The organism is Pullulanibacillus camelliae (assembly GCF_014642655.1).
GTDB classification, from domain to species: domain Bacteria; phylum Bacillota; class Bacilli; order Bacillales; family Sporolactobacillaceae; genus Pullulanibacillus; species Pullulanibacillus camelliae.
Map to the genome: position 1 here is coordinate 23,634 of NZ_BMIR01000004.1, position 26,031 is coordinate 49,664.

The window sequence follows — 26,031 nt, forward strand, 5'->3', positions numbered from 1 at the left end:
TGTTAGTCCATAAGTTGAAAAGGTACGGCCGTTACATGTTCACTATTTGGTCCGACATAGGCTGTAAATGCACCTGGATCACTTTTCCATTGCAAGTCAGCATGGGTATACCTCAGCTGTTCTTCTTTAATGTCAAATTGCACCTGACACGACTCACCCGGCTGTAGGCTGATCCGCTTAAAACCTTTTAACTCTTTTAATGGGCGGACAACCTCGCCTACATGGTCGCGAATATAAAGCTGAACAATCTCCTCACCAGGTCGATCGCTCGTATTCGTTACCTCAACTGTCAAAGTTAAAGTCTCTCCTTTTTTGATCGTACTTGCAGTAGAGGTTACCTGGGCATAAGTAAAGGTCGAATAGCTCAATCCATAGCCAAAAGGGAAAAGGGGATCATTAGGACTATCAAGGTAGTGGGAAACATAACGTTCCTGAGCATCAGGGGCATTCAGCGGGCGCCCTGTATTAAAATGATTATAATAAACGGGAACTTGTCCAACCGTCTGCGGAAAGGACATTGTTAATTTTCCCGATGGATTTTCTTGACCCATTAACAGGTCAGCCACAGCACTTCCGGCCTCACTCCCTGGATACCAAGCTTCTAAAATAGCGTCAGCTTCATCGACGATATCACTGAGATCCAGAGGTCGCCCGTTAAATAAAACAACGACGATTTCTTTATTTAATGCCTTTAAACGCTTGAACAACTCTATCTGCGGTTTTGGGAGTTTAATAGCGGTTCGCGACCCTGCCTCACCGCTCATCTCCGATGCCTCACCTAAAGCGAGAACAATTCTATCTGCGGTTTGTGCAGCTTGAAGGGCAGCCATCATTTCAGCCTCATTGACTGATTGAATCCCACAGCCTTTCGCTACGCTCAAGCGCTCTTCAGAAATATGCGAAGCTAACCCCTGCCGCAATGTGACCGCATCCATTTTAGAGCCTTGCCAGGACCAAGGTCCCAAAACATCCCCGTTATCGGCAAAAGGGCCAATTAAAGCGAGATGCTGTTCTTGATCAAGTGGTAAAACGCCATCATTTTTGAGTAAAACGCAGGACTTCACTGCAAGTGCTTTAGCCATTTGCCGATGTGAAGGAGAGAAAACAACGGTTTCTTCTAATTGTTCATCAGCACCACGATAGGGATTTTCAAAAAGACCCAGCTTATTTTTTAGCCTTAAGATTCGCATAACAGCCTGATCAATCTCCCCTTCCGCCACAACACCTTCGTCTACCCATTCTTTTAAATGATCGATATAAGCCGTTGTCATCATTTCAATATCTACCGTTGCACGAAAGGCCTTTAAAGCCGCTTCCTTTAGATCTTGAGCCACTCCATGGGGAATCAGCTCTTTTACAGCGCCCCAGTCTGAGATAATGACTCCTTCAAAACCCCATTCCTGCCGCAGCACATCATTCATTAATGTCCGGTTTCCAGTGGCAGGTACACCATTGATTGTTGTAAATGCAGTCATCACCATTTCACACCCTGCCTCTAGCGCACTCTTATAAGCAGGTAAATAATATTCTCTTAAGTGGCGTTCAGATAGATCCACTGTGTTGTAATCACGTCCACCTTCAACGGCTCCATAGGCCGCAAAGTGTTTCACACACGCAGCGACACTATACATATCGTTTGCTAAGTCCTCTCCCTGAAAGCCTTGAACAAACGCACGTGCAAATTCGCCATTCAAATAGGGATCTTCACCTGTGGATTCCATGACACGTCCCCAACGGGGATCTCTAACAAGATCCACCATGGGAGCAAAGGTCACGTGAATCCCTGAGACTGCCGCTTCCTTTGCCGCAACTTCAGCACTTTGACGTGCTAAATCTAAATCCCATGAGCATCCGATGGCCAGCGGAACTGGAAAAATCGTTTTAAATCCATGAACAATATCTGACATCATCAGAAGTGGAATGCCTAAACGATTGTCTTCTAAATGACGGTGTTGAATCGCTTTGATTTCACGTGCCCCCGAAGCCCCAAGAACTGATCCTGTATGCTCTATAACACTTTCACTCACACCCATTTCCTTCATTGGACCAGTAATATGTCCGCGCGTTGAAGACCCTTTAAAAAAAGGAGTCGCCAATTGCATGAGCTGAGCGATTTTTTCATCTAAAGTCATCTTATTTAAAAGTTGATAAAGCTCTTCTTCTTTCATCTTCTCGCCCTCCAAATTAAAACTGTCTTATAGATAATCAGTCAACGAGCGAGATGCCCAAAGACTATATCAAAATAAACTCTGTAATCGATTGCAATATAACTATAACGCATCTATCGAAACGTTTCAATAAAGATAGCAGAATTTATTCTATACTTTGGTGCTTTTATCAGGGTAATTAAGATAATAAACAGTATATATAAGGGTTAATTTCATCTATTCCTGTAAAAATCCATTATAGAAACGTTTCAACTAATAGAGTAACAACACTAATCAAACTCCATATATCCACTTATCCTGTAGGCCTATTTCCCAAACCAGCCCCATAAGAAAAACCGGGCGAAAAGCATGGCCGGTCCTTGCTTGGTATAGAGCATCATCCAATATGAAAGAGGCTTCATTGCCTGGTCAAGTGGAATGGAGCGCAAGGCGCGAGACGCCTTTGGAAACGGGGCGAGTGTTACTTTACAAATAAACCGCGAGTTGTTCCGAGAAAGCTGACTTCGAGGCCCTACGCGTAGACGCAGGAACAGGAGACTTTTAATCATAAATACTTTGAAACATAGATAAAACCATTCTAAAATGAGCTGCGCCCACTAAGGACGATCGGCTAAAAACATCACGTCATTAAGGCACTTAGGCTAAGTGCGTCACATCCATGTGACAACATCGAGGCTAGCACTTCCTGTGCGTCGAACACCGAAGCAAGCACCTCAAGCTCCCCAACTTTTCGAGGATCCCGATGGTGCACCTGAGGCCGTGCCCGTGGAAAGCGAAGTGCTTTGGCGGAGCGCTTTATGACTCAAGCAAAAAGCCGAGCGCATGCCTTCATAATGGTGAATGCGTTCGACTTCTCTATAAGCTGAATACTTCTGCCCCAGTCCCATCTACTTTATCAATGCTCTGAGCTGTTAATATCGGATTTAAAGAACATATCGGCCAATGCCATCTGTAATGTGCCTTTGAACTTGACTTGCCCTTTAAACGTTTCCCCTGATGCGATTAATCCCTTTACTAACTCTGCACGGAGTCCAGTCATAACAGTCTGGCACCCCATCATAGAAATTCCTTCAGTAATTTTTATCAAGTGACCAGCAATCGCATTCTCTATAGTCAATGCTCCAGAAAGATCAATGATCAAGGTTTGAATCCGCCGAACCTCGATCTCATGAAGCACTTTTTCCAAGATGGTAGAGATCCGCTGCTCATCAATTCGCCCTATTAATGGTAAAACACAGATCTGTGAATGAATAGGAATGATAGGCACGGAGAGATTTTCAGCAATCTCTCTTTGACGCTCAAGCAATTCATCCTTGTATTTCGAATAACTGATAAAAAAATGGGTTAAAAATTGATCAATTAAATCATTAATCTGTATTTCCAATGAATAAAAGGCTCCACGTTCTAACTCTTTATCCATTAAGGTATCATAGTTAAATAGGAACGTCCAAAGTGTCCGACGAATCGCTTGTATCCACTCTAATTTAAAGGCAAGTGTCAAAGAATACTTTGACCATGACACCCCTTCTTGCTTGGCAAAAGCAATCAATTCTTGAACACGTTCCTCTATCACAAATAATATGAGTTTATGAGCATTGTCGACCAAATTGATATTACCAATGGTATGTATTTCATCTATTTTATCTCTTACATTGATTGCCTCCGCTAATAGTTTTTCTTCAAATTCCTCCTTATTTTTTAGGAAAAAATCCTTTAAGCTATCGCCATCATGAAACCTTAAATCCATTTTTCTCAACCCTCTCTTCTTTATCTGTTTGTGTTGAGGAAGTCTTATAATAAACGTCGTTCCCTGATTAAGCTTACTTTCGACCTTTATCTCTCCTCCATGCTGATACATGACTGAAAAGGCTTGAGTTAATCCCATCCCTGTCCCCTGTGCTTTTGTGGTATAAAAGGGGGTCCCTAACCTTTCGATCTTATCTTCCTCAATCCCCTTCCCCGTATCTCGAATGGTCACCACAACATCATTCCCATCAAGTGAATGCGTAATCATTAATGTTCCTTTTCCATCCATGGCTTCCATCGCATTTTTTATAAGGTTAAAGAATGCTTTTTAAACTGGCTTTTCTTCCCTAAAATTTTTGCACTCGTGTGTCTAAAATCCGTTATGACCTCCACCTCATACATCTTGTCTTGGAAGAGATTTAATATAGACTCTAATTCAATAGACAAACTAAAGGTTTGATCATCTTCATCCTGTAAATCTGGCTTAGATACTTGAAGGAGATTATTTAATGTGTCTAGGGCATTATCCAATTCCGATCGCGCGATATCTATATAATGATGTTGACCTTCTCTTTCCAATAACTGCAGAAACCCTTTAACTGCTGTTAATGGATTTTTGACTTCATGAGCAATCCCAGCCGCAATTTGTCCAACAGAGGCTAATTGATTCAGATGCTTCTCACGTTCCGACTTCTCAATATGCTCATTCCGTTTCATTATTCAGATGGCTCCCTTCTATATTTTAAGACACCATACACCTCTCTTAAAGGAAGGCCAATCTAAAAACCTAGCCTTTAAGCTTGTTAGTCTTTGGATTCACCAAGTCCATCTGAAGTGGGAAGTCTTAAACACGAGGCTTAAGACTTTAAAAATTCAAGACTGCTATTTAAATTCTATTTCTCTTGACTTGCAATATAAGCTTTTCTTCTTCAGGTGTGAGTCTTCGTGTTGCCTTTCCTATTGTACCACCTTGCAGGTCCTAAATGGCATTATGATCCTGAGCGACATGAGAAAAATCCCCTTTACTCCAGCGTGTTAAAATCGACCGATAGAAGTCCCCATGTGTCAAAGTATTCTCATCCAGCCCTTTAAACAGCCGATCCACTCTTTCTTGTGTCATCTCATAAAATCCCCACTTTTCTGGCGCTTGTACTTTTTGATGCGCCATGCCATTGATAGATGTCATCTGTCAGTTGTTGAAGTGTAACATCGCTCCCGAAAGGATTCAGACCCTTTGTGCTAAAAACTTTATCTAGCATAGGCTTCCCCTTAGGCAGGCTAAATCATCCTAAGCTTAATTATAAACAATACCTGCCAATAAACCAATTAAAGTTCAGTACAATATGAATTTTCTAAACAAATAGCACAACTTTCTGTTTACATTATTATACAAAAGTGATATCATATTAATATAATACAGATATTATCTAAGGAGGATAATCTATGAAAGAAACAAAGGCGTGGCGCATTAGTGGTTTTTTAGGTATAGTCATCATTGTGATTTGCTTAGCATTAGCCGCAGCAAGTTTTTTCTCAACAAACGCTATTCTTGGCATCGTCCTCATCATCATTGCTGCACTTCTGGGGAGCGGTATCACCATTGTTCAACCTAATCAAGCATCAGTCATCATGTTCTTCGGACATTATATGGGGAGTATTAGAGAAAGTGGTCTCTTCTTGACCTTGCCTCTCTCTAGCAAAAGGACAGTCACATTACGTGTGCGAAATTTCAACAGTCAAATGCTGAAGGTCAACGACATTGAGGGAAACCCCATAGAAATCGCTGCCGTCGTTGTCTTCAAGGTGATTGATTCAGCTAAAGCCACCTTTGATGTTGACAACTATTCCGAGTTTGTTGAAATCCAAAGCGAAACGGCCATTCGGCATATCGCTTCAAAATATCCTTATGATACGTTTGAAAATGTCCAGACCACCTTGCGTGGCAATGCTCCCGAAGTTTCAGATGAGCTGCAGCGCGAATTACAAGATCGCTTAAACGTTGCAGGTGTCGATGTCATTGAAACCCGTCTCACGCATCTGGCCTATTCTACAGAAGTGGCTCAGGCTATGCTTCAGCGCCAACAAGCCTCAGCCATTATCTCCGCACGTAAGAAAATCGTCGAGGGTGCAGTCGGCATGGCCCAAGAAGCCATTGAACAACTTGAGAAGGATAATGTGGTTGAACTTGATGATGAAAGAAAGATAAATATGATAAATAACCTTATGGTCGCCATTGTTTCCGATAAAGGAACACAACCCGTTATCAACACAGGTAGCCTATATTAAAAGAGGGATGGCATGGCAAAGAAAAAGAATTTTCCTCTACGAATAGATCCTGACCTTTACGATGTTTTACAAAAGTGGGCAGCCGATGAATTTCGAAGTGTCAACGGGCATATTGAATTTCTATTACGTGAAGCTGCCAAGCGTGCAGGAAGACTCCCAAAAAAATAGTAAATCTACTGAATGGAAAAAAGCCCATCTTTACTTCAAGGTTTTGTCTTCTTGTAATTTTTTGCTATGATAAACATAAAGCATTGGAGTGCTAGATCTTGTTTGTCGTAGTGAAAGGGTAAATGTCATGGCTAAGAAAAAACATTTTAATCAAGCAATAAAATTTATTATTATGATCAGTTTACTATCGATTCCCTTAAGCGCCATCTTTGATACAGGGACGGTACTCTTAGACGGTATTCCCTGGTACATTGGGATTTTTATCGTCCTGTTCATTGTGGTCTTAGGGGCTTTTTTTGACATGATTGGCGTTGCGGCTGCCGCAGCAAATGAGACGCCCTTTCACGCCATGGCTTCGAAAAAAATCGCTGGTGCAACTAGCGCTGTCCTTATTATTCGCAATGCCGAAAGAGTGGCAAGTATTTGCAGTGATGTCATTGGTGACATCGCCGGTGTGCTCAGCGGGGCAACTGCCTTAGCTGTCGGAACTCAAATCGTACATACCTTTCATATTCATAGCTGGTTAGGTGAAGCTGTCTCTATTGGTCTTACCGTCATTGCCACCTCTTTAACCATAGGGTGTAAGGCTCTAGGTAAAACCATCGCTGTTTACTTTCCCACACCCATTATTCTCTATACAGCAAGAAGAGTAGAGCCTTTCATAAAATTAACTCTAAAAAAAGAGCGGAAGCAAAAAGTTAAGCAATAAGGATAAGAAAAACCGGGCGAAAAGCGTGCCTGGTCCTTATTAAAATACGGAATAAGATTTTAATCCCAAAAAGCATCGTCAGCAACCCAGTTGATTGGAGCGGAAATCCGCACTGTCCTCATGATCAGAAATTTTTTACTTTCTTTTAGAAAACTTGGCTTGCACCACTTCGCTGGTACTCCTGATGTGATTTTTGCAAATCACACACTTAGGTTGCCCGCAAGCCTCAGGTGACGATAGTCAAAGCTATACTTATACTCTCTTCCCTTTATGAGCGTCAGCGAAGTTATACATTCTGATAGTATAAATAAAATTTGACGTTTACTTTCGCTTTGCCAGTACTCTTGATGTCATTTTCCAATTACACATTAAGGGTACGCAAGCCTCAGATGGCTAAAAATAAAAGCTTGAACTTGCACAATAATCCCTTATCAAGTGGCGGCGAAAACTTCCATTCTGATATTATTAAAAAACAGGCTCTATACCAGGTTGCCTTAATAGAGTTTGCCTTTTAATCCACTGTCTACTCATTAAACAATTGTCCTCAGCATGCGTTAAAAAGCTCTTGGCTTTTGTGAAACCGACCAGCCATGTCTTTTGTTACGCTCACACTTTGATTCAGAAACTCGCACTCTTGATTGGGAGGTGTGTTGTTTTCAGCAGGATTTTTGTTCACAGGATAGACACTCTACTTTTCCTTTCAAAAACATCTCTATCCCATTTTTTTCTACTCAAAAACATCTCTATCCCATTTTTTTCTACAGTTTTATCCTTCTAATTGAAAACGGGATACCTCATAAAATGAGGCTCCCGTCGGTTAGATCAAGCATGTCTTACATAAGTGGATTGCTCTTCTTCTTTTTGATTAAAGAGAGAGAAGCCAGAAAGCAAAAATGTGGGAATTGCCGATAATCCAATAACAAGTAACCAGTCATGTATAGATAATGGAACGGTATGAAAAATCGGTTGGAAAAACGGAATATACATCACAACAAGCATGAGCACAATAGATGATAGGACGGCCAGCAGCAAATATTTATTGCCAAATGGGTGGCGATCAAAGATTGAGCGTTCACAGCGGCAATCAAATACCTGGATTAATTGCGACATGACCAGTGTCATAAAAGCGACATTCTGTGCTTGAATCAAGTTGTGCGATGTATTGTGAAGCGTTAGCCAAAAGCCAATCAAGGTCACCGCGCCGATGAGAATCCCACGAGAGATAATTTTCCAACCTAGCCCTCGTGCAAAAACACCCTCATCAGGCCTACGCGGATGACGCTTCATCACATTGTCCTCCGCAGAATCTACTCCTAACGCCATGGCGGGTAAGCCATCAGTGACGAGGTTCACCCATAAAATTTGAATCGGTAAAAGTGGTAGCGGCAAAGACAATACCATCGCAAATAACATGACAAGAATTTCTCCGACATTGGAAGCAAGAAGGTAACGGATGAACTTTCGAATATTTTCATAAATATTCCGTCCCTCTTCAATCGCCGATTTGATGGTTGAAAAATTATCATCACTGAGAATGAGTGATGAGGCTTCCTTGGCAACATCAGTGCCCGTTTTCCCCATCGCGATGCCGATGTTTGCTGATTTAATGGCAGGAGCATCATTGACACCATCCCCTGTCATCGCTACAATATGTCCTCTTTGTTGCAGGGCCTTCACTATTTTTAATTTGTGTTCAGGAGAAACCCGCGCATACACATAGATTTCATCCACTTGCTCTTCAAGTGCTTCATCGGACATTTTTGAAAGTGTTGTCCCATCTAAAACCTTGCCATCAGGAGGTAATAAGTCCAATTCCCGAGCAATAGCTTGCGCTGTTACAACATGATCCCCCGTGATCATTACCGTTTTGATCCCGGCACGCTGACATTCAGCAATGCTCTCTTTTACCTCTGGTCGCGGAGGATCAATCATCCCCTGAAGTCCTACAAAAGTCAACCCGCATTCAACTTGATCTTCCTTCATCTCTTTACGGCTACCATACAAAGGCTTATAGGCTACAGCGATGGTACGTAATGCTTGGTTGCCAAGTGTGTGAATGGCTTCTTTAATCTTGTCTTCATGCTGGCGCCTCTTCAATTGTCTCTGCTTGTCCCACATGACGTAATCGCACTTATCAAGCAGGACATCAGGCGCACCTTTTGTTAAGACCATGCGCTCTCCCTTTCGATTTTCAACAATCACACTCATCATCTTTCGTCCCGAATCGAAAGGAAAGGTTTGCAAAAGCTTATAATCCTGCAAAAGTTTCTCCTTTGAATAGCCAGCCTTTTGACCACTTACCAACAAGGCGATTTCGGTGGGATCTCCAGCTTGTCCAGACGCTTTTTCATCGTCCGTCTGCAAGTGCGCATCATTGCACAAAACTGCATAGCTTAATAACTGGTTTAACGTCTGTTCTTGAGCAATTGACTGTGACCGTCCGGCCCGCTTAAACGCTATTTTGCCCTCACCTTCTGAAAGCGACCAGGTTTTTCCTTCAGTCCATAAGTGCGTCACCGTCATTTTATTCTGTGTTAAGGTCCCTGTCTTATCCGAACAAATTACTGTCGCACAACCCAATGTTTCAACAGATGGCAACCGGCGGACAATCGCATGCCGCCGGATCATTTTCTGCACACCAAGCGCAAGGGCTATTGTCACGATGGCTGGAAGCCCTTCTGGAATGGCAGCAACAGCTAAGGAAACACCTGATAATATCATCTCGGTCAAAGCATGTCCACGATATACACCAACACCAACGACGATAATCGTTAAAATGACAGCCAAGATGATCAAAATTTTCCCCAGCTGTTCTAGACGAAGCTGCAGGGGCGTGAGCATGGTCTCAGCGCTTTGAATCAAACCAGCGATTTTCCCCATCTCCGTTTTCATTCCCGTATGGATAACCACCCCAGTACCGTTTCCTTGTGTCACCATTGTCCCCATAAAGCCGATATTGGCCTGATCACCAAGTGGCAGACTCTCCCCAGCAATAGGATCTGATTGTTTGTGTACAGATATGGATTCCCCAGTTAAGGCCGATTCTTCAACCAACAAACCATTTGCGGAGAGTAAACGAAGATCAGCACTGATCCGATCGCCACTGGATATTTTCACGATATCACCTGTAACCAGATCACGAGCAGGAAGTGTCTCCCACTTTCCCTCTCTGAGTACTGTTGCCATCGGAGCAGATAACTCACGTAAAGCTGCAAGTGACTTTTCTGCTTTTCTCTCTTGAATATAGCCGAGAATACCATTCATGATGACAATGATAATAATAGTGATAGCATCTAAGTACTCTCCTAGTAATCCCGACAATACGGTGGCTATTAATAGCACAATGACCATAAAATCCTTGAATTGCGAAAAGAAAATGGCTATGGGTGAACGCTTACCACTTTCTCTTAATTCATTCGGTCCATTTTGTTTAAGCCTTTCATCCGCTTCTTCATTTGAAAGTCCCTGCGAACGATTTGTTTTGACAAGCTCTTCTATTTTTTCAGTTTCTAGTTGATACCATTCCATCTACTCACCCTCTATTTATTTTCTCCACACTATAATCTATAAAGGTAGAGTAGGAAATAGAACCCCTATCAGCTATAAAACTATTTATTTTTTTATTTATTGCATCCACGCACTCACGAAGAGTGCGACATCGTACAGTGTCGGAAGCTAGGGTGTTTTGATAATATTTCAATCCACGCACTCACGAAGAGTGCGACGCTGATATAGAATACCCATTTGTTGTGCCATCCTGATTTCAATCCACGCACTCACGAAGAGTGCGACACCAATTTCCGTATTCCTCGGCGCTTAACTGATCATTTCAATCCACGCACTCACGAAGAGTGCGACAGCGAAAATATGTAATTATCCCCTAGTTTAATTACATATTTTCAAAAATAAACCATTTAATTTACCTTTTTAATTCCATATTCACAAATAAAGGTATATTACTATCACCTTTTTTGGTGCGAATCTCCTTAGTAATTGATGTGCGCTCGACATTCGCACTTAGACTAGATAAATAAAGGACCTTCTACATCGAAGGAATCTTTAACACCAATATGTTCTACCTTTGTTTTGTAATTATCACCTAATCGATAAAAGCGTAAGCTATCTTTTTCGCTATTGATGACCTCCAACAACTCATATTTAAGCTGCTTGAGTTGGGTAGAATCGACTACACATTCGAATACAGAATTTTGAACGCGTTGCCCATAGTTTTGACACAGCTTTGAAACCCTTCGCAGCCTCTTTTTCCCAGTGGCATCAACGGTACTCACATCATATGTGATAACAACTAGCATTTGATCACTCTACTTCCATAAGAATGGTGGATACCCATCTAAGTCTCCTCTTAAATATCTGGCTAGTAGCATGGCTTGCGCATGAGGGACTAGTCCCCAAGAAATGCGCTCACCTAAAAAGGGATGTTTAATCTTATCCTGCTTTCTTTCCTGCCATGCTTTTAAAAACTTTTTGCGCGCCTCATCTGTCATGATGACTGCCCCATTTTCTTTTTTCAGAAAGTCTTCCTTATGAACGATCTTTTTATTAATCAGTGATAGAACGAAGCGATCGGCATAGACTCCTCTTAATTCTTCCATGACGTCCAACGCCAAAGAAGCTCGGCCGGGACGATCACGATGTAAAAAACCGACGTAAGCGTCCAAGCCGATTGCTTCTAGAGCAGCGGTGGCATCACTGGCCAGCAAGGTGTAGGCAAAGGAAAGCATGGCATTGACATTATCCAGCGGCGGCCTGCGATTCCTCCCTTTAAAAAAGAACGTGTCCTTTTGCTGAAGAATCATCTGATCGAATACTTTATTGTAAAGGATCGCCGCTTGTCCTTCATGCCCTCTAAGCTCTTCTAAATCAGTCACCTTTTTAATTTCTGAAAGAATGTCTGATAACTTTATTGAGACATCCTTAAATAGATCGGCATCTATTCTTAAAGGATAGTCACGAGTTGCCCGCTCCAAGATCCATTTATTATTAAAAATTTTCCCGATGATAAAGTGTTTGGCAATCGCAGCACTTGTCGCCTCACTATCGGACGCGCGATATTGCGCTTTACGCAAAACAACATTACCCCTACTCTCCCCAATTACTCGAGCGATAAATCTGCCATGCTTTGTTAAAAAGACGAGAGCAATATTTTTCTCCGCACATGCCCCCATTAAAGCAGGACTCGCCCCGCTATAGCCAAACGTATAAATGGCTTCTAGGTTATGGAGCGGCACCCTACCAATACGCTCATCTTCCTTTTTCACGACAATATTTTCACCATTCAATGTCAAATAAACATCTGGGCTTGTAATAAATAAGCTATTTAATAACTTCCTCATTCACTTAGTATCCTTTCGATATAGCTCGCCACAGATTGTTTATGCATCAGCTCTGGTAAGCAAATATCTTGCAACGAGCAATTACGGCAAAAGGCGCCTGTCTTAACCTTCGGTGTATGACGGCTTTTAAAATAATGATGCATTTCTTTAAAAACCGTCCTTACCTTCTCCTTGTTTTCCTCAGTAATTGGGATTTCCTCACGGTGCTTGATTTCATTATAAAAAACGTAACCCGTTGGGACATGACAGAGAAGCATTTCCTCAAGGCACATGGCTTGGGCCGTTAATTGCAATGTATCCGAACGATCTTTTTTAGGTTTGCCTCTTTTATATTCCACAGGGATCGGAATATATAACTGATCGGAATTCAGAACCGATACCCCATCGTCATCTTCAATAAATTCAACCACATCACAGATCCCTGTTGCCCCGAGCTCTTTTGATTGTATCGGCAAGGCACGGACAATCAGTTTATTTTTTCGTTTTTCTTTTATGAAGGGTTGATCTGCTTTGCGATGAAGATGCTGGCCCTCGACAGTCCTCACATTTTCGGCCCATTGCTGTTCAATGTGAATCAACGCCCATTGCCGCTTGCAAAACTGGAAATGCTGGATGCCAGAAAGCATGAGATAGTCGTCTTCATCACTGACCATCATAGACTTGTACCGCTAGCCCATTTAATTCCTCTAAGGTAGTCTTTACATTTTTTTCATGATCCTCTTCCACTTTCAAAGAACGATGGACTTTTGCAGAGGAATACTGCCCTAACTTTGAATTGTGCTCCCACCAATATACCTTCTGTACCTCCATGCTTCCATCGGGACGCGCTGAGGAAGCATCATTCTCGAATAAGGTGATGAGTGCCTGCTTAAATTTGTCAGCATCCTCATGAGTAAAGCCCGTTTTTTCAGCAAGCTGTGTGTTAATACTGCCATAAAAGACATAGTTGCCAAAATCCACGCGATGCTTCATTCCCATCGTATCGGAGCCCTTGCGATCAGACGTCGTTGAATTGACGCTTTTAGTGATTTGAATACTAGAGATATCGATGGGACTAAGACTGACAGCAGGATGAACAGATACCGGTCCCCGCACTCCAACAGATAATGCATCACCTTTAAAAGCAAAGACTTGGCCGAATCCCCTTACATCCAGCCATTTTTTACAAGCGAGTTCAGCAAATAAATCACTATTTTTATCCTTCATCGCCTTCTTTAAATCTTCCTCAGCATCGGCTCTCTCTTTTAAACTTTTAAAGGCATCACTTTTCCTCTCATCCGATTGAACAAAAATCGGCTCTCCGGCATCCTGTAACCGATTGCGAATTTTGCGTTTCAGACAAACATCAGAAACCTCGCCATATCCCTCATAATTCTGTCTTGGCCGGTTTCCATTCAAAGGATCCCCGTTTGGATTCGCATTTCTTACAGAAAAAATAACCGCAAAATCAATTTTATGATCTAAAATCGTCATCTCTATCCACTCCTATAAATTAGTATTTTCTAATTGCCCTTTTTCTTTTTCCTTTTTACTTTTAAATAATTCATGGCGCTGACTATAGAACCCGAGTAAATATAGACCACTTAAAGGTTTATCATTGAAATCGTTTAAATTGATATCACTCGCCACCTCATCAATCAAACGGTTGAAATAAAAGACTTGATCCCCTAATCTGGCTTGGTAGGGTTGTAGATTTGCTTGAATCACTTGCCAAGTTCGTGCAGGATGCCTCGAAAATGCGTTCATATAGCGAATCGCATTCGTTGCCCGCTTTTCGTCAGCTGAATATAAGGCACGTTTTTCCAAAACATCTGCTATCGCTAACAAACGCCCAAATAAATAGTCTCTCTCCTTACAATTCACATCTAATGTCACGTCATATTCCTCCTTTTCATAATGCTTTTTTAATAAGGCACAAGTGATGCTTAATGTCTTGGTCCATTCCCACTCATCCATAGAAACCGGGTTAGATGCTCTAGCCAGCGCACTGCGAATGACGTCCAATGGGATTTTTTGGCCGTCAACTATGCAAGGCAACATCCGTTCCATCAGCCCTTTAATCACTTTGTCACTCGCATGTGATCCGTAGGCGGCCAATGCAATATCCCTTGGAGCAGGTGGTCCACAAAACGGAATGACTTTTTTCTGCTCATCGCGCTTATAAGTATGTCGCCAGCTACAGGTTTTAAACCAATTATCGATCCGCGTTAAGTAATCTTCGATGTTCATGCTGCGGTAATACATCACAGAAAGCCGGCCTGGCGTAGCGGCATCTAAAATCAGCAGCATCACTTTTGACTCATAGGATAGATCGCTTTTATAACCTGCTATCGCTTTGTTGAAGGCCCGCGCAAACACTTCATGTGTGCGATCACCGGCTTCCTGCTGCTGTCTTTCATCTAAGGAGCCGATACCTACAAGCCAATCATGCAAGTCATCTTGCGGAGAAGGGACTTCCGTTGACTCATTTCCCCAGACTAAAAACACACGGCCATCAACGACTTTTCCTTGTTTTAATATCAACCACTTCAATGCATTATGCGCCTTTTGTGAAACATCAAAGCTAATATTGGCAACATCATTGGCGTTTATAAAGCGCCCTTTAAACGTGAACCCGTCCGTATCATTTGCTGAAATCAGCTTCGCCATATCGGCGGCATGACGTATTTTGGAGGCGTGCCGATCGGTTTTAGCCTCCATTTTACCTGTGATATAACACATATCATCCTCTTGCAGCTTCCCTTTATAGTAGGCAACAAAGGCATCGTAAATGGAGGTATCATTCCAAACGCTTGTATTCACCTTACCTACCTCGTGGACGTCAAAACGCACAAACACTTTGTCCTGTGTTTCACTCATAACCTTAAAAATATCAGGCTTATCACCATATTTTTCTTCCTCTTTTTTTGTCCACTTTTTGATAAGCTGATGCTTTTCATCCACATGAAGAATCGCTTTGTTTACCAAATCTTTGATTAAAGTTCCTTTTTTCAAATAATGATAGATGGCAATAACCTTTGGATGAGCATGTGACGAGTCGCACCATTCTCTTAATTGCTCAATATAGTCACTGAATGGCGAACCTTTTTTAACCACCCCACCATAGCGTTCAAAATCTCCGGCAACATACATCAATTTATCATGGAGAGGGTGTGGAACAGCTTTGCTTGTTCTACTAAAGGAGGCCTCGGTACAAGGAATAACTGTCGTTGCATTCTTCTTATCTATCACTACTGCATCATAAAAATTCCCTTCAAGATCCACAGTCACTTCAATCTGTGCATTTTGGGTAGAGTGTGAAACGGGAAGTAACGTGTATGCTTCGTCCTCTCTTCTTTTGTGAATGACGCCTATTTGATCACTATTCTTTTCATAGGTCTCATAAAGACTTAATAGCCAGCTCATCTAATCCCCCCTCTCACCAAAATAGTCATGATACAATGCATCGACTGATTCAATCGCCTCTTTTGGAAAAGGTTTAGGTGTCATCGCGCTCAAGGGACGAACCTTATCACAGTCTTCTGGGCGGATAAAGTCGATATAGCCATCTTTCATCTCGTATTCCCATAAGCGTGCTTCCATCATAGTTTTTCCTGTTTCATCAGGGTAATTGATGCCATGGACCATCGTTCCGAAATGAATGGTTCCTCCATAATTATCATAAAACCCTTCCCCACTGCCGAATTCACATGGCTCCACATAGCCCTGGCACTCTCTCGTGCCTAAGTAAATATCTCTCCTTCCGCCGGCCTTCACACTGCGCTTGGCAATGTTGTGATGCTTATGCTCATTACGATCAAAGGCGAGATCCTCCCGATGCTCATTAAATTCAAAATGAGCAAGCACTTGATACCTCACATCCTTTAAATAGGTGTAATTGGCCAGCGTATTTCCTCCCTTGTATTCAATAGGGCGTATGCCTTTTGCTTCCATACGGATAGCGTTCATCACTCTCACCCTATCAATCACCCATACTATAGTCGGTTTCCAATATATGGATTCCGTAATACCTTTCAAAGCCTGATATGTCGGCACCTGATAAGATAGTTTTTCCCCACCTAATTTGGTGACCGGATCAGTAAACAAAGCATATTTTCCGTATACTTCAAATTCTATTGAATTACGATTACGCATCCTCTTCCCCCTCGTCTTTTTATATAAAATGCTCCTCCATCAGCCCATCTCCCTCTATATTGACACCATAATTGAGATCGTAAGCATTTTCACGCAAGCAGAGTAGCTTGCCTTCAAGTAAAAATTGGATATCCCCATTTTTACTTAATCTGTCAATTTCGTGCTGATAGACATTGACCGTATAGTGCTGGGCCTTTTTTAATAGCGCTGTCATATCCTCAATCGTTACCTCGCCATTAAATTCCGCAATGATCTCCCGCCCCTCTTTATAAGGAACAAGAAGTGAGGTCGTTTGATTATCGATGACTTTAAAATGATTGGCTGCCGTCTTGATACTCGTATCTAGCAATAAGTTAAATGACTTCTTGGTCTTATGCCGATAAGCTTCCTTATATCCTGCATTTCCCTTTAGCAGTTCAAACATATTTTTCTGAAATGCTGGAATGGCATAATCAAGATCTTTTTTAAGCGCTTCATAATAGGATTGAAAATAAAGCGTTAATGCTTCTCGAGATAAAAGATCCTTAATCCCTTGATCATGGTGGCGATCTAAAAGCAGTTGCTTCGTAATCCTAGCTCCAGTAGCAATCTCTTTTAAGTGCTGCAAATTTTCTTCCTTATGATTAATGATATAAACATGGCGATACCCAAACTCCCCATGACGGTTGCAGCGCCCGGCTGCTTGGGCAATGGAATCGAGTCCGGCTAAGGAACGAATGACACATTCAAAGCTAATGTCAACTCCAGCCTCGATCAACTGTGTACTCAAACAAACGACCTTTTCTTTATGATTAATCGCCTCTTTTACCCTGGTTAAAATGTCTTTCCGATGCGCTGCACACATCGACGTACTCAAGTGATAAACTTTTAGATTAGGATCAGTCTCTTTGATGTGGTTAAATAGTCTTCTCACTACTGTCTTGGTATTTAATATCACCAAAACACTTGACACGTCTTGGAGTTGCTCCAAAACAAAGTCAGATAACGCTTCCGTATCCCAGCCTTTATCCGTCGTTCGATCAATAATATCGACCCTTTTGAAGGCCCCTGATATCTGCTCCAAATCCTGCACAATTTCTCCATCAATCTTTTCGATGCTGTTTTGTACAAAGTCCAAAGCGGGCTGCGTGGCCGTACATAAAAGAATACTTGAGCCTCCAACACCTTTTAAAAAGTTTAAGGCTTCGTTGAATAAAGAGACACATTTTATGGGGACTGACTGCACTTCATCAAAAATGATGACGGCGTTAGCGAGATGATGCAGTCTTCTAACGTTTCTTGTTCCCTTTGAATAGAAAGCGTTTAAAAATTGCACCATAGTTGTGAAAATAACAGGGGCATCCCAGTTATCCTTTGCGAGCTTTAAGGACTTATCCTTCACATAGTTTAATGTTTCACTTTCCGTCTCAACAACATTGGAATGATGCTCAAGAATATGGACACGGTCTTTCAGTATACGTTTGACCTCCTCAGCATTCTGCTCAATGATCGTTGTATAAGGAACAACATAAATGATTCTTTCTTTTTTATGGGTCAGAGCATGCTTGAGCGCATACCGAAGGCTAGCTAACGTTTTTCCGCCCCCCCGTAGGAATGGATAAAGTATAAATGCCAGAAGGTTTTTCAGCAAATGCATCACATTCCTGAGACATCTTCGCTCTTAGCTGGTTAATGGTGGTGTGTCTATGGGGATCGGCATTCAAGTCTGATAAATGGTCAGTTAATTTCTTGTAATAGGCTTCGAATAAGCTATCATTCTGGGAGTCTATCGTCGGAGATGTCTTCTCTTCAAAGCACCTTGTATCTGTCCGATCGGCATCAATCAAGCAGCTAAAGATATATTTGGTTAGAAGTGTGAGGAAAAGTTTTTGTCCATTTTGTTTGTTAATGTTTTGTTTAAAAAAGTGAGTTAACTCGATTTCACATTGTTTGACATAGTCTTGAAAGTCTTCCTGACTCAAAACATGGTGATAGAAGGCTTCTACAACGGTTTGAAAATCATCGATTGGTTTTTCACTTACCCTTTTCAAGTAATCTGATTCCAGTTCAGGAGATAAAAAATCTTGAAGGCCCATATGATGCGAAATAATCGCATTCCCCACTATTTCTGAAATGATTTTTTCAGGAACACTATTATCTTCGGAATGAAAACCTTCATAGAGCATTTTCCCACCTGCTGTTGAATGATCAACAGTTCCTCTCTTAGGTGGACGTTCTGGATGACTAACAGCATCTAATAGATAATTTCTAAATTCATCACTATATTTTCCAACATCATGTAGCAGCCCTGCTAATCCTGCGAGACGCTCAACACCAATTGTCCGGCCATATCTTGAAGCTAATTTTTGAACGCCCGCTAAATGCTCCTCTACAGTTTGAACCTTCCCATCTGATTGTCGAATATGAGCCACAGAACCCATAATCATCCTCACCTTCTTTAATATGTAAAAATATCTATTACTATAGTAACATAATTCTACAAATATTTTTATATTTCGCTTAAAATTTTACATAAATTATAAAAACATCTCTCTAGGGTGATAGAGGGAATAGACTATTAAGAATAGAGAAAACATAATAACCACAAATAAAGAACACCTTTGTTATCGCTTCTCGCCTTTTAAAAAAGTTAACTCTGATATATATAAGCTATGAACCGATGTTTTTCGAATGGAGGTCTTTTGATGATCACCGTAACTAATTTCAAGGCACTCCTTCTTTATTTCCTCACTCTTCTTTACTTTTGAAAATTTTTTCAAAATACATATTCCTTTCAAATTTAATATTAAATGAAGTTTAAATAATAAAATTAAAAAAACAAAAATTCATGTTATAATTAGTTTGTTAACTTGTCGCTTAATTAAAGCGCGGATTGAAAAATTTAATATTATATTGGTAAGTTCAAAAGCCTGTCTATTCTATTGGGACAGGTTTTAAACTTGTACACAAGGTTGAGAGAAACTCGATTCATATGTAATATCCCCCCTATAAAACTACTATACCTCTTTTGGTAATCGCTTTCAAACAAAACGATTGAATTAGTTTATAAAATCAATTGAAGAATGAATACCCCCTTTAACCTTTCATGCACTCACGAGGAGTGCGACATCGTCCCCTTTCGTTTTCTTAAACGGCTCAATATTTCAATCCACGCACTCACGAGGAGTGCGACACACCGCTTGAACACATCACTTTCAACACAACGTTTATTTCAATCCACGCACTCACGAGGAGTGCGACAATTTCGACAAATCCAGATATATTCCTGCTTATAATTTCAATCCACGCACTCACGAGGAGTGCGACAGCAAACGATCACCGGTTTCCAGGATGCTAATGGATTTCAATCCACGCACTCACGAGGAGTGCGACCGTCCATTTAACGCCCAGTTTTGCGCCAATTCCATTTCAATCCACGCACTCACGAGGAGTGCGACTATCGAGCGATTACATCCCGATAAATTTATCAAGATTTCAATCCACGCACTCACGAGGAGTGCGACTCACCGGCTTTGCGCTTGGCGTACTCCGCCTTATTTCAATCCACGCACTCACGAGGAGTGCGACCGTCTATATCCACGATTCTTACGTCTTTTCCTATTTCAATCCACGCACTCACGAGGAGTGCGACCAGGTTACTTCGCCTCCACTTTCGTGATGTGTAATTTCAATCCACGCACTCACGAGGAGTGCGACAGCGAAAATAGGCAATAATCACCTAGTTCCATTGCATATTTTCAAAAATACACCATTTAATATAACTGATTAATTCTATATTTGTAAATAAAAGTATATTATTGTGCTCTTTTTTGGTGCGAATCTCCTTAGTAAATGATGTGCGCTTGGCATTCGCACCGAATAAACTAAATGTGTTCGTTTTGCTTTAAATATAGATGGGTGTGCCGTTCTTGCTTTACAAATCCCCTCTTATTTCGTCAGCACGTTTGCTGCCTTTTTGGCAAGGTTGGTAATGTAGTCAAAGAAGGCGTCACGGTCGACATCATAAACCACATTCACAGGACGACCATCAGCAACCTCTTCTGTTCGCCCTTGGCTTGGACCATCTGTATGAACACGACTATGAACGGTTTTAACCTTAACGAGATCGCTTTTCCCAACGAAAGCTGTCGTTAATACATCCCATAAATAATAGGTGGAATTGGTCTTGAAATGAACAAGGGGTGGAACAAGTGCATAACATTGCCCGAGGAAATCAACACCAAGATAACGGCGCTCAGCAGCCCAGCGCTGACGCACATCTAAAGTAAGTGGCACTTGGTTGGTACTTTCAAGAGCGACCAAATCGATAGTAATACCACTCTTCCACACGCGATCCGCTGCTTCTGGGTCCCAATATACATTCCATTCCGCTGTGCCATCATGCTCAGGCTCTTCGACATTCCCTTCTTCTCTGAAAGTGCCTCCCATCCAAACCAAGCGTTCAATGTGCGCTTCGATATCAGGCGCTTCATCTAAGGCGCGGGCAAGATCGGTCAGTGGTCCTGTAAATAATAAGGTCGTTTTTTCTGATGTGGCTCGAAGTGTATCAATCAAATGCAAATGGGCCATCCCTTCGGCCACGGGAGTGATTATGCTCCCCGATTCATTTAATATCGGCAAGGCATCGACAAAAAAGGCATGTAGGCGCCAATCCTTTGGAAAAGGATTTTTCCCGCGGGAATCTGAAGCAGCGACTTTAAGACCCCCCTGGCCAAAACGATCAATAATCTTACGGCTAGCAAACAGCGCAGGCTCCAAATAACAGTCAGCTGGAATGACCGAAACACCTGTCAGCTCCACATTATCCATCTGTAAGAGTAAAAATAGTGAGACGAGATCATCGACCCCACCATCATGATTAAAATAAATAGGCTTCTTCATCCATCCTCTTCCTTCTTAGGTGTATTTAGAATGACTCAACAGAAACAAATAAGATTCAAAAGAACAGCATTAGAGATTTATGTCCTTTTTTCTGCCACTTCATAGCAGCGCAGCTGCAGCTGGAATTGTCATCCTCGTAGCTATCATAATCCCAAATTGCAAATATTTCTATAGTTATCGCTTGTAGGAAATCATAGAATTAAAACAACTGAAGGGATTACGGCTATCTTCCCAGATCTCTCTAAAGCTCTAAGCTTAGCCAAACCCTATCCATACATCGCATCCCGTTTTCTATAATTACCTCTGAGTAGTGCTTCACAAAATAATCGTGTTCAACCTCTATTATTCTAAAGCCACATTTTTGATAAAGAGCGAGCGGGCCAAGGCTTGAATTCCCTGTTGCCACTTCAAATCTTCTATAGCCCATTGCTTTAGCGACACGAATGGCATCGTTCACTAAATGCTTTCCAAGTCCTTTCCCTTGAAAATGCTCATCCACAGCAAGATTCACTAATTCTACTGTCTTTGGCTTGGTCGACAATAACACGTAAACACCGATGACCTGCCCTGCCGCTTCAGCAAGAAAGCATTCTCCACTTTTGATGTAATCTTCAATTAATGAGCGAGAAGGGTCAGCTAATAGCAATAACGTCATCGGCGGGCGTTCATCCTTTTTTAGTTTTCTAATCAACATGCGCCTCGCGCTTTCCTTTTAATTTTTGTTCATTATTTCATGTTTTTATAATTTTTACAAAGGCCATTTTTCATCTTACAAGTCCTTTTTAAATTGAGGTGAATAATAATAGAGCCTGTAAGACAATTTACTAATAAATGAGAGCAAAAGGAGGCAAGGCATTGGACTCTAATAAAAAACGGGATTCGCAGCGTTTTAATGAGGAATTTTCAAGACACTTAGACTATGCAGTCAGCTTTCCAAATCGTAAGAATAAAGAAGATAAGAAACACAATGCCAAAAAAACAGATCAGGATTAACCTCTCTTTTACGCCATAATTAAAGGACAGGGTGACCTACACCCTGCCCTTTAAAATCACAATTTATATATCAAATGTTGTCCCTGTAAGCTCTTCACTTAAAGTCCATAACCGTTCGGCATCTTTTAGATCCATCGCCCAAGGTCTAACGCCAGGTGTAGGTGAATTGACTGGATTAATTTCTGCGATATCCACATTTTCACAATACACGCCACCCTTACCTTTCAATTGCTCGCTTATCGCACACCAAACAATGGTTGCCGCACCCTCGGGAATTGTCTTTGTCTCATGATTATACTCCATTATTCGCCGCTGCCCACGTTCATCCAGTGCCCCCATTGCTTTTAATTCCTCATCAGAAAGGTGTCTTGCCAGATCAGTAACAATGGTTCCAGGATGCACCGCAAAGGCGCGGACATTATCCGCTTTTCCTCTTTTATCTAACTCAACAGCAAATAACGCATTGGCTGTCTTTGATTGGCCATAAGCCATCCATTTATCATAATCTCTATGATGGTAGTTCGGATCAGCAAAGTCGATGCCACTCATACGATGTCCACGAGAAGACATGGAAATCACCCTTGCTCCATTCGCTTGCTTCAAAGCCGGCCATAATCCTGCTGTCAGTTGAAAATGCCCAAGGTGATTGGTTGCAAAGTGTGATTCAAAGCCCCGGGAATCACGCTTAAGTGGGACTGCCATAATCCCAGCAGCATTAATAAGAATATGAAGCGGGCGACTAGAGGCAAGAAAGCGCTGTGTAAAAGCGTTAATAGACTGAGGATCAGAGAGATCTAGTGTCTCCAGCTCAATATTTGGCAAATCTTTAAGCGCTGCTTCGGCCTTTTCTCTCGTCCGTGCTGGCACAATGACCGTGGCTCCTGCCTCTGCGAGTACGCGCGTGGCTTCAAGACCAAGCCCTGAGTAGCCCCCTGTTATAATCGCTATTTTCCCTTTCAAATTCTGATTTCCCAGTACCTCTTGTGCTGTCGTTCTCGGCCCAAATCCTGAATCTATGGGCACTTGCTTTGTTAACGGCTTCGCTTGCTGCTTCAACATTAGTCTTACCTCCATTTTTTCATCAATCATTGGTTAATACGCATGCTTTTATACTTCCTCATAAGAAACATTCAGCTTTTCTTTGCTCCCCCATCAATTTCCTTGAAATGGTCGAGTTTATATTGGATCGTTTGCAAAATGCTTTGTCTTTCTGCAATTTGCTTCTCTACGTCCTTTGCATGCGTTTCTAGCAATTGATAACACTCGGTAATCTCATTTTGATTATAGGCATCGATATACGCCTTTATAGAAGCAAGTGGCATGTCCGTTCGCTTCAAATTAATAATGAAGGTGATATAGCGCAGTTCAGCGTCTGTATATTCCTTGTATCCTCTGCTGTTCTTCTTTGGAATAGGAATAAGGCCAATCTTCTCATAATACCGCAGCGTGTCCATTGAAAGCTGCGTCATTTCTGCCACTTCTGATATTCGGAGTCCTGTCATACAGATGCACCTCCTCTACACACGATAACTTTACAACATGGAGTTCACTCCATGTCAACATCTAAAAATCCTAAAATGGAGGAAAGGAAAAATTTAAGTGACTTAAAACCAGTATAACTCTATCTATACCTCACCATTCAAGCGAGTTCCCCATAAAAAAACGCCCCTCCAGCGCGCAGCTCGAGAAGGCTTAGCACTCTCCCTCAGAAAACGAATGCCTTCCTTGTGCAGTGTGTCTCTCTTTTGTTACGTTCAAGTTGTGATTGGGACATTTGCCCACCACAATACGCCTTCGCAGATCAAGCATATTGAAGCGAATAGCAATATCGGCCCCTCCAAAATTTTATAAATAAATCGCTTTTCCTTTATAACCACAAATAAAAAATCCCCATCACACATAAACCTAACGGAACCCCTATTTTTGCCCACTCAGCACTCGTAATTTTTAATTTCCCCGCTGAGATAATGTTCGGTATATTCCCTGGAATAAGCATACCGCCACTGATTAATAAACCGAGTAAAATCGCCTTTAATGTAGGCGTACTCATTGAGCGACCAATCTCTGCCGCAGTAAGGGTCGCATTATCCAATACTGCCGAGATCATATTTATCCAATATAAAAGCGAGGGACTCAGCGAAGTAAAGTATTTATTAATCAAGGGCTCAAATCCCTCGCCTAAAAACTCTAAACCCATAACAAAGAAATAAATTTTGAGGGCGCGAACACCTATCTCTTCATAACCTTCTTTTCTATGAGGTCGACTCCGCTCAAGGTAATGTCTGTTTTGCCTTTTTACCACCAAGGCAGCAAGCACGGAGAATAAAAGTAAGCCCACAATAATTTCTGGACCGATTAATTCCATAAGAAAAAAGAAAGACGTATGTAGCTTACCGACAACAATGGTAGCAAGAGGTTCACCAATTGGGGTTAGCGCAGCACCCAGTCCAATGGAAAAGCACGATAGCACGACAAATTTAATTTCAGACTTACGATCCATTTGTAAAGTCGTGACGATGACCACCATAACTAAAGCAGCGATGATTGCCGTAATCACACTCGAAAGCAAGCCTAGGAAAAAAACAGATAAACCAATGAATAGACGAAAAGGCATTAGGCTACGGAAGCCATGAATCATTTTCTCTAACGGCCTTTGTAACCAACGAAAGAGCAGCCCTGCAATAAAAACGGCACCAGCAATTTGTATCGGATCCAGAGAGACTTTTACAAATAAAGCGCGACTCATTCCTCCGCTTATTAACACCGCAAATAAACCCATAAAAAACAAAAAAACCTCTAAATTTTTTTCTATTATAGTGATGATCAATGGAAGAAATAAGACAAGAAAGAAGATCAGTAATAACCCAAGTTGCATAAATAACCGGCCCCACATCAAAAATTTCCCTTTATAAATCTGTTAAGGTTACTAACATTTATAAGCACAGGGCTTAAGCAAAAAAGGTAAAGCAAGCGCAGCCTATTCAACCTAAACTTTTCATTAAAGGGATTAGTTCACTATATGCAAGTGATGGGACAATCTTGCCAAGCTATTCACACTTGATAAGGATTCAAAATATTCAATCGAAAATCACAAAGATCAAGCGATTCACACTTGAATGACAATAAGGTTTTACTCTGGTGTTCCTGCTATTGGACACTGATAAGAAAAACCGGGCGAAAAGCATGCCCGGTCCTTGTCCTTAGTACAGAGCACCCTCCAATATGAAAGAGGCTTCATTTCCTGGTCAAGTGAAATGGAGCGCAAGGCGCGAGATTCGGAACACTCTAAAATCATGTGTTCCTCGGGCGCCGCTGACTCATGATGCGGAGACTAGAATCCTGTGGGAAGTGGGAGATCGGTAAGACCCCGAGGAGGCTTACTACTCCCCCGCGGAAAGCGAGCGGCCTGAGAGCGGAATCGCGCACCATCCTCATGACCAGAAATTTTATAATTTTTTCTTCTTAGAAAATTAGACTTGCACTACTTCGCTGGTACTTCTGATGTGATTTTTGCACATCACACACTTAGGGTGCCCGCAAGCCTCAGGTGGCGAAAGTCAAAGCCCGCCTTATACTCTCTTCCTTTATGCGC

Annotated in this window: 23 protein-coding genes and 1 CRISPR repeat array; of the genes, 4 read left to right on the forward strand and 19 right to left on the reverse strand. The window is 41.7% G+C overall.

Going from position 1 to position 26,031, the window contains the following annotated elements:
• Positions 1–2 precede the first annotated feature (2 nt).
• From bglX to IEW82_RS05745, 5 genes are all read right to left on the reverse strand, one after another.
• A complete protein-coding gene (bglX, locus tag IEW82_RS05725) occupies positions 3–2,168 on the reverse strand; it encodes a beta-glucosidase BglX (protein ID WP_188690576.1) in 2,166 nt (721 codons plus the stop codon).
• Positions 2,169–3,063: 895 nt separating this feature from the next.
• Positions 3,064–4,182, reverse strand: a complete 1,119-nt coding sequence (locus IEW82_RS05730) for an ATP-binding protein (protein WP_229672379.1) — start codon at positions 4,180–4,182, stop codon at positions 3,064–3,066.
• A gap of 38 nt (positions 4,183–4,220) precedes the next feature.
• The gene (locus tag IEW82_RS05735) at positions 4,221–4,631 is read right to left on the reverse strand and encodes a histidine kinase dimerization/phospho-acceptor domain-containing protein (protein ID WP_188690582.1); all 411 of its coding nucleotides are present in this window, start codon (positions 4,629–4,631) and stop codon (positions 4,221–4,223) included.
• Between the two features lie 262 nt (positions 4,632–4,893).
• Positions 4,894–5,034 carry a DUF6241 domain-containing protein gene (locus IEW82_RS05740; protein ID WP_188690585.1) on the reverse strand — a complete coding sequence of 47 codons (141 nt, stop codon included), beginning with the start codon at positions 5,032–5,034 and terminating at the stop codon, positions 4,894–4,896.
• A 1-nt stretch (position 5,035) separates the two neighbouring features.
• Positions 5,036–5,173, reverse strand: a complete 138-nt coding sequence (locus IEW82_RS05745; protein ID WP_188690587.1) for a hypothetical protein — start codon at positions 5,171–5,173, stop codon at positions 5,036–5,038.
• A 184-nt stretch (positions 5,174–5,357) separates the two neighbouring features.
• On the opposite strand from IEW82_RS05745, the gene IEW82_RS05750 reads away from it, so the two are divergent.
• From IEW82_RS05750 to IEW82_RS05760, 3 genes are all read left to right on the forward strand, one after another.
• A complete protein-coding gene (locus IEW82_RS05750; RefSeq protein ID WP_188690590.1) occupies positions 5,358–6,200 on the forward strand; it encodes an SPFH domain-containing protein in 843 nt (280 codons plus the stop codon).
• A 12-nt stretch (positions 6,201–6,212) separates the two neighbouring features.
• Positions 6,213–6,368, forward strand: a complete 156-nt coding sequence (locus tag IEW82_RS05755; RefSeq protein ID WP_188690593.1) for a type II toxin-antitoxin system antitoxin — start codon at positions 6,213–6,215, stop codon at positions 6,366–6,368.
• A gap of 127 nt (positions 6,369–6,495) precedes the next feature.
• On the forward strand, positions 6,496–7,077 hold the full coding sequence (locus tag IEW82_RS05760) for a hypothetical protein (RefSeq protein WP_188690597.1): 582 nt from the start codon (positions 6,496–6,498) through the stop codon (positions 7,075–7,077).
• An 822-nt stretch (positions 7,078–7,899) separates the two neighbouring features.
• On the opposite strand, the gene IEW82_RS05765 is transcribed toward IEW82_RS05760, so the two are convergent.
• The 11 genes from IEW82_RS05765 to IEW82_RS05810 all read right to left on the reverse strand — a co-directional run bounded on the left by IEW82_RS05765 (position 7,900) and on the right by IEW82_RS05810 (position 22,140).
• The gene (locus IEW82_RS05765; RefSeq protein WP_188690600.1) at positions 7,900–10,605 is read right to left on the reverse strand and encodes a calcium-translocating P-type ATPase, SERCA-type; all 2,706 of its coding nucleotides are present in this window, start codon (positions 10,603–10,605) and stop codon (positions 7,900–7,902) included.
• A gap of 494 nt (positions 10,606–11,099) precedes the next feature.
• Positions 11,100–11,390, reverse strand: a complete 291-nt coding sequence (cas2, locus tag IEW82_RS05770) for a CRISPR-associated endonuclease Cas2 (RefSeq protein ID WP_188690616.1) — start codon at positions 11,388–11,390, stop codon at positions 11,100–11,102.
• Positions 11,391–11,399: 9 nt separating this feature from the next.
• Complete coding sequence (gene cas1c / locus IEW82_RS05775; protein ID WP_188690620.1) at positions 11,400–12,431, reverse strand: type I-C CRISPR-associated endonuclease Cas1c; 1,032 nt, start codon at positions 12,429–12,431, stop codon at positions 11,400–11,402.
• Entirely contained in the window at positions 12,428–13,087 is a 660-nt protein-coding gene (gene cas4, locus IEW82_RS05780) for a CRISPR-associated protein Cas4 (protein WP_188690623.1), read from the reverse strand. Before cas4 ends, cas1c begins: the two co-directional genes overlap by 4 nt.
• Complete coding sequence (cas7c, locus tag IEW82_RS05785) at positions 13,074–13,904, reverse strand: type I-C CRISPR-associated protein Cas7/Csd2 (protein WP_188690626.1); 831 nt, start codon at positions 13,902–13,904, stop codon at positions 13,074–13,076. Before cas7c ends, cas4 begins: the two co-directional genes overlap by 14 nt.
• A gap of 12 nt (positions 13,905–13,916) precedes the next feature.
• Entirely contained in the window at positions 13,917–15,836 is a 1,920-nt protein-coding gene (cas8c, locus tag IEW82_RS05790; protein ID WP_188690631.1) for a type I-C CRISPR-associated protein Cas8c/Csd1, read from the reverse strand.
• A complete protein-coding gene (cas5c, locus tag IEW82_RS05795) occupies positions 15,837–16,565 on the reverse strand; it encodes a type I-C CRISPR-associated protein Cas5c (RefSeq protein WP_188690634.1) in 729 nt (242 codons plus the stop codon). It lies immediately after the preceding gene.
• A 19-nt stretch (positions 16,566–16,584) separates the two neighbouring features.
• Entirely contained in the window at positions 16,585–18,195 is a 1,611-nt protein-coding gene (cas3, locus tag IEW82_RS05800) for a CRISPR-associated helicase Cas3' (protein ID WP_444544435.1), read from the reverse strand.
• Positions 18,128–18,985, reverse strand: coding sequence for a CRISPR-associated endonuclease Cas3'' (locus IEW82_RS20515; RefSeq protein WP_444544436.1), 858 nt, complete (start codon positions 18,983–18,985; stop codon positions 18,128–18,130). The genes cas3 and IEW82_RS20515 overlap by 68 nt, the downstream gene beginning before the upstream one ends.
• Before the next feature lie 720 nt (positions 18,986–19,705).
• Positions 19,706–20,261: a CRISPR direct-repeat array (repeat unit 32 nt; unit sequence ATTTCAATCCACGCACTCACGAGGAGTGCGAC).
• Between the two features lie 231 nt (positions 20,262–20,492).
• Complete coding sequence (locus IEW82_RS05805; RefSeq protein ID WP_188690636.1) at positions 20,493–21,446, reverse strand: nucleoside hydrolase; 954 nt, start codon at positions 21,444–21,446, stop codon at positions 20,493–20,495.
• A 241-nt stretch (positions 21,447–21,687) separates the two neighbouring features.
• Positions 21,688–22,140 (reverse strand): GNAT family N-acetyltransferase, encoded by a 453-nt coding sequence (locus IEW82_RS05810; RefSeq protein WP_188690640.1) that lies wholly within the window; start codon positions 22,138–22,140, stop codon positions 21,688–21,690.
• Positions 22,141–22,301: 161 nt separating this feature from the next.
• Here IEW82_RS05810 and IEW82_RS05815 point away from each other — a divergent pair, with 161 nt between their 5' ends.
• Positions 22,302–22,439, forward strand: coding sequence for a hypothetical protein (locus IEW82_RS05815; RefSeq protein ID WP_188690643.1), 138 nt, complete (start codon positions 22,302–22,304; stop codon positions 22,437–22,439).
• Positions 22,440–22,502: 63 nt separating this feature from the next.
• Here the strand turns inward: IEW82_RS05815 and IEW82_RS05820 are convergent, their stop codons facing one another.
• The 3 genes from IEW82_RS05820 to IEW82_RS05830 all read right to left on the reverse strand — a co-directional run bounded on the left by IEW82_RS05820 (position 22,503) and on the right by IEW82_RS05830 (position 25,314).
• On the reverse strand, positions 22,503–23,498 hold the full coding sequence (locus tag IEW82_RS05820) for an oxidoreductase (protein WP_188690646.1): 996 nt from the start codon (positions 23,496–23,498) through the stop codon (positions 22,503–22,505).
• A 71-nt stretch (positions 23,499–23,569) separates the two neighbouring features.
• On the reverse strand, positions 23,570–23,941 hold the full coding sequence (locus tag IEW82_RS05825) for a MerR family transcriptional regulator (protein WP_188690649.1): 372 nt from the start codon (positions 23,939–23,941) through the stop codon (positions 23,570–23,572).
• A 365-nt stretch (positions 23,942–24,306) separates the two neighbouring features.
• Positions 24,307–25,314: a DUF1646 family protein gene (locus IEW82_RS05830; protein ID WP_188690652.1), complete on the reverse strand. Its 1,008-nt coding sequence runs from the start codon at positions 25,312–25,314 to the stop codon at positions 24,307–24,309.
• Positions 25,315–26,031 lie beyond the last annotated feature (717 nt).

Coding starts and splice junctions, on each gene's coding strand:
- bglX (WP_188690576.1), bottom strand. CDS start 2,168: ATGAAAGAAGAAGAGCTTTATCAACTTTTAAATAAGATGACTTTAGAT.
- IEW82_RS05730 (WP_229672379.1), bottom strand. CDS start 4,182: ATGATTACGCATTCACTTGATGGGAATGATGTTGTGGTGACCATTCGA.
- IEW82_RS05735 (WP_188690582.1), bottom strand. CDS start 4,631: ATGAAACGGAATGAGCATATTGAGAAGTCGGAACGTGAGAAGCATCTG.
- IEW82_RS05740 (WP_188690585.1), bottom strand. CDS start 5,034: ATGACACAAGAAAGAGTGGATCGGCTGTTTAAAGGGCTGGATGAGAAT.
- IEW82_RS05745 (WP_188690587.1), bottom strand. CDS start 5,173: ATGCTAGATAAAGTTTTTAGCACAAAGGGTCTGAATCCTTTCGGGAGC.
- IEW82_RS05750 (WP_188690590.1), top strand. CDS start 5,358: ATGAAAGAAACAAAGGCGTGGCGCATTAGTGGTTTTTTAGGTATAGTC.
- IEW82_RS05755 (WP_188690593.1), top strand. CDS start 6,213: ATGGCAAAGAAAAAGAATTTTCCTCTACGAATAGATCCTGACCTTTAC.
- IEW82_RS05760 (WP_188690597.1), top strand. CDS start 6,496: ATGGCTAAGAAAAAACATTTTAATCAAGCAATAAAATTTATTATTATG.
- IEW82_RS05765 (WP_188690600.1), bottom strand. CDS start 10,605: ATGGAATGGTATCAACTAGAAACTGAAAAAATAGAAGAGCTTGTCAAA.
- cas2 (WP_188690616.1), bottom strand. CDS start 11,390: ATGCTAGTTGTTATCACATATGATGTGAGTACCGTTGATGCCACTGGG.
- cas1c (WP_188690620.1), bottom strand. CDS start 12,431: ATGAGGAAGTTATTAAATAGCTTATTTATTACAAGCCCAGATGTTTAT.
- cas4 (WP_188690623.1), bottom strand. CDS start 13,087: ATGATGGTCAGTGATGAAGACGACTATCTCATGCTTTCTGGCATCCAG.
- cas7c (WP_188690626.1), bottom strand. CDS start 13,904: ATGACGATTTTAGATCATAAAATTGATTTTGCGGTTATTTTTTCTGTA.
- cas8c (WP_188690631.1), bottom strand. CDS start 15,836: ATGAGCTGGCTATTAAGTCTTTATGAGACCTATGAAAAGAATAGTGAT.
- cas5c (WP_188690634.1), bottom strand. CDS start 16,565: ATGCGTAATCGTAATTCAATAGAATTTGAAGTATACGGAAAATATGCT.
- IEW82_RS20515 (WP_444544436.1), bottom strand. CDS start 18,985: ATGGGTTCTGTGGCTCATATTCGACAATCAGATGGGAAGGTTCAAACT.
- IEW82_RS05805 (WP_188690636.1), bottom strand. CDS start 21,446: ATGAAGAAGCCTATTTATTTTAATCATGATGGTGGGGTCGATGATCTC.
- IEW82_RS05810 (WP_188690640.1), bottom strand. CDS start 22,140: ATGTTGATTAGAAAACTAAAAAAGGATGAACGCCCGCCGATGACGTTA.
- IEW82_RS05820 (WP_188690646.1), bottom strand. CDS start 23,498: ATGTTGAAGCAGCAAGCGAAGCCGTTAACAAAGCAAGTGCCCATAGAT.
- IEW82_RS05825 (WP_188690649.1), bottom strand. CDS start 23,941: ATGACAGGACTCCGAATATCAGAAGTGGCAGAAATGACGCAGCTTTCA.
- IEW82_RS05830 (WP_188690652.1), bottom strand. CDS start 25,314: ATGCAACTTGGGTTATTACTGATCTTCTTTCTTGTCTTATTTCTTCCA.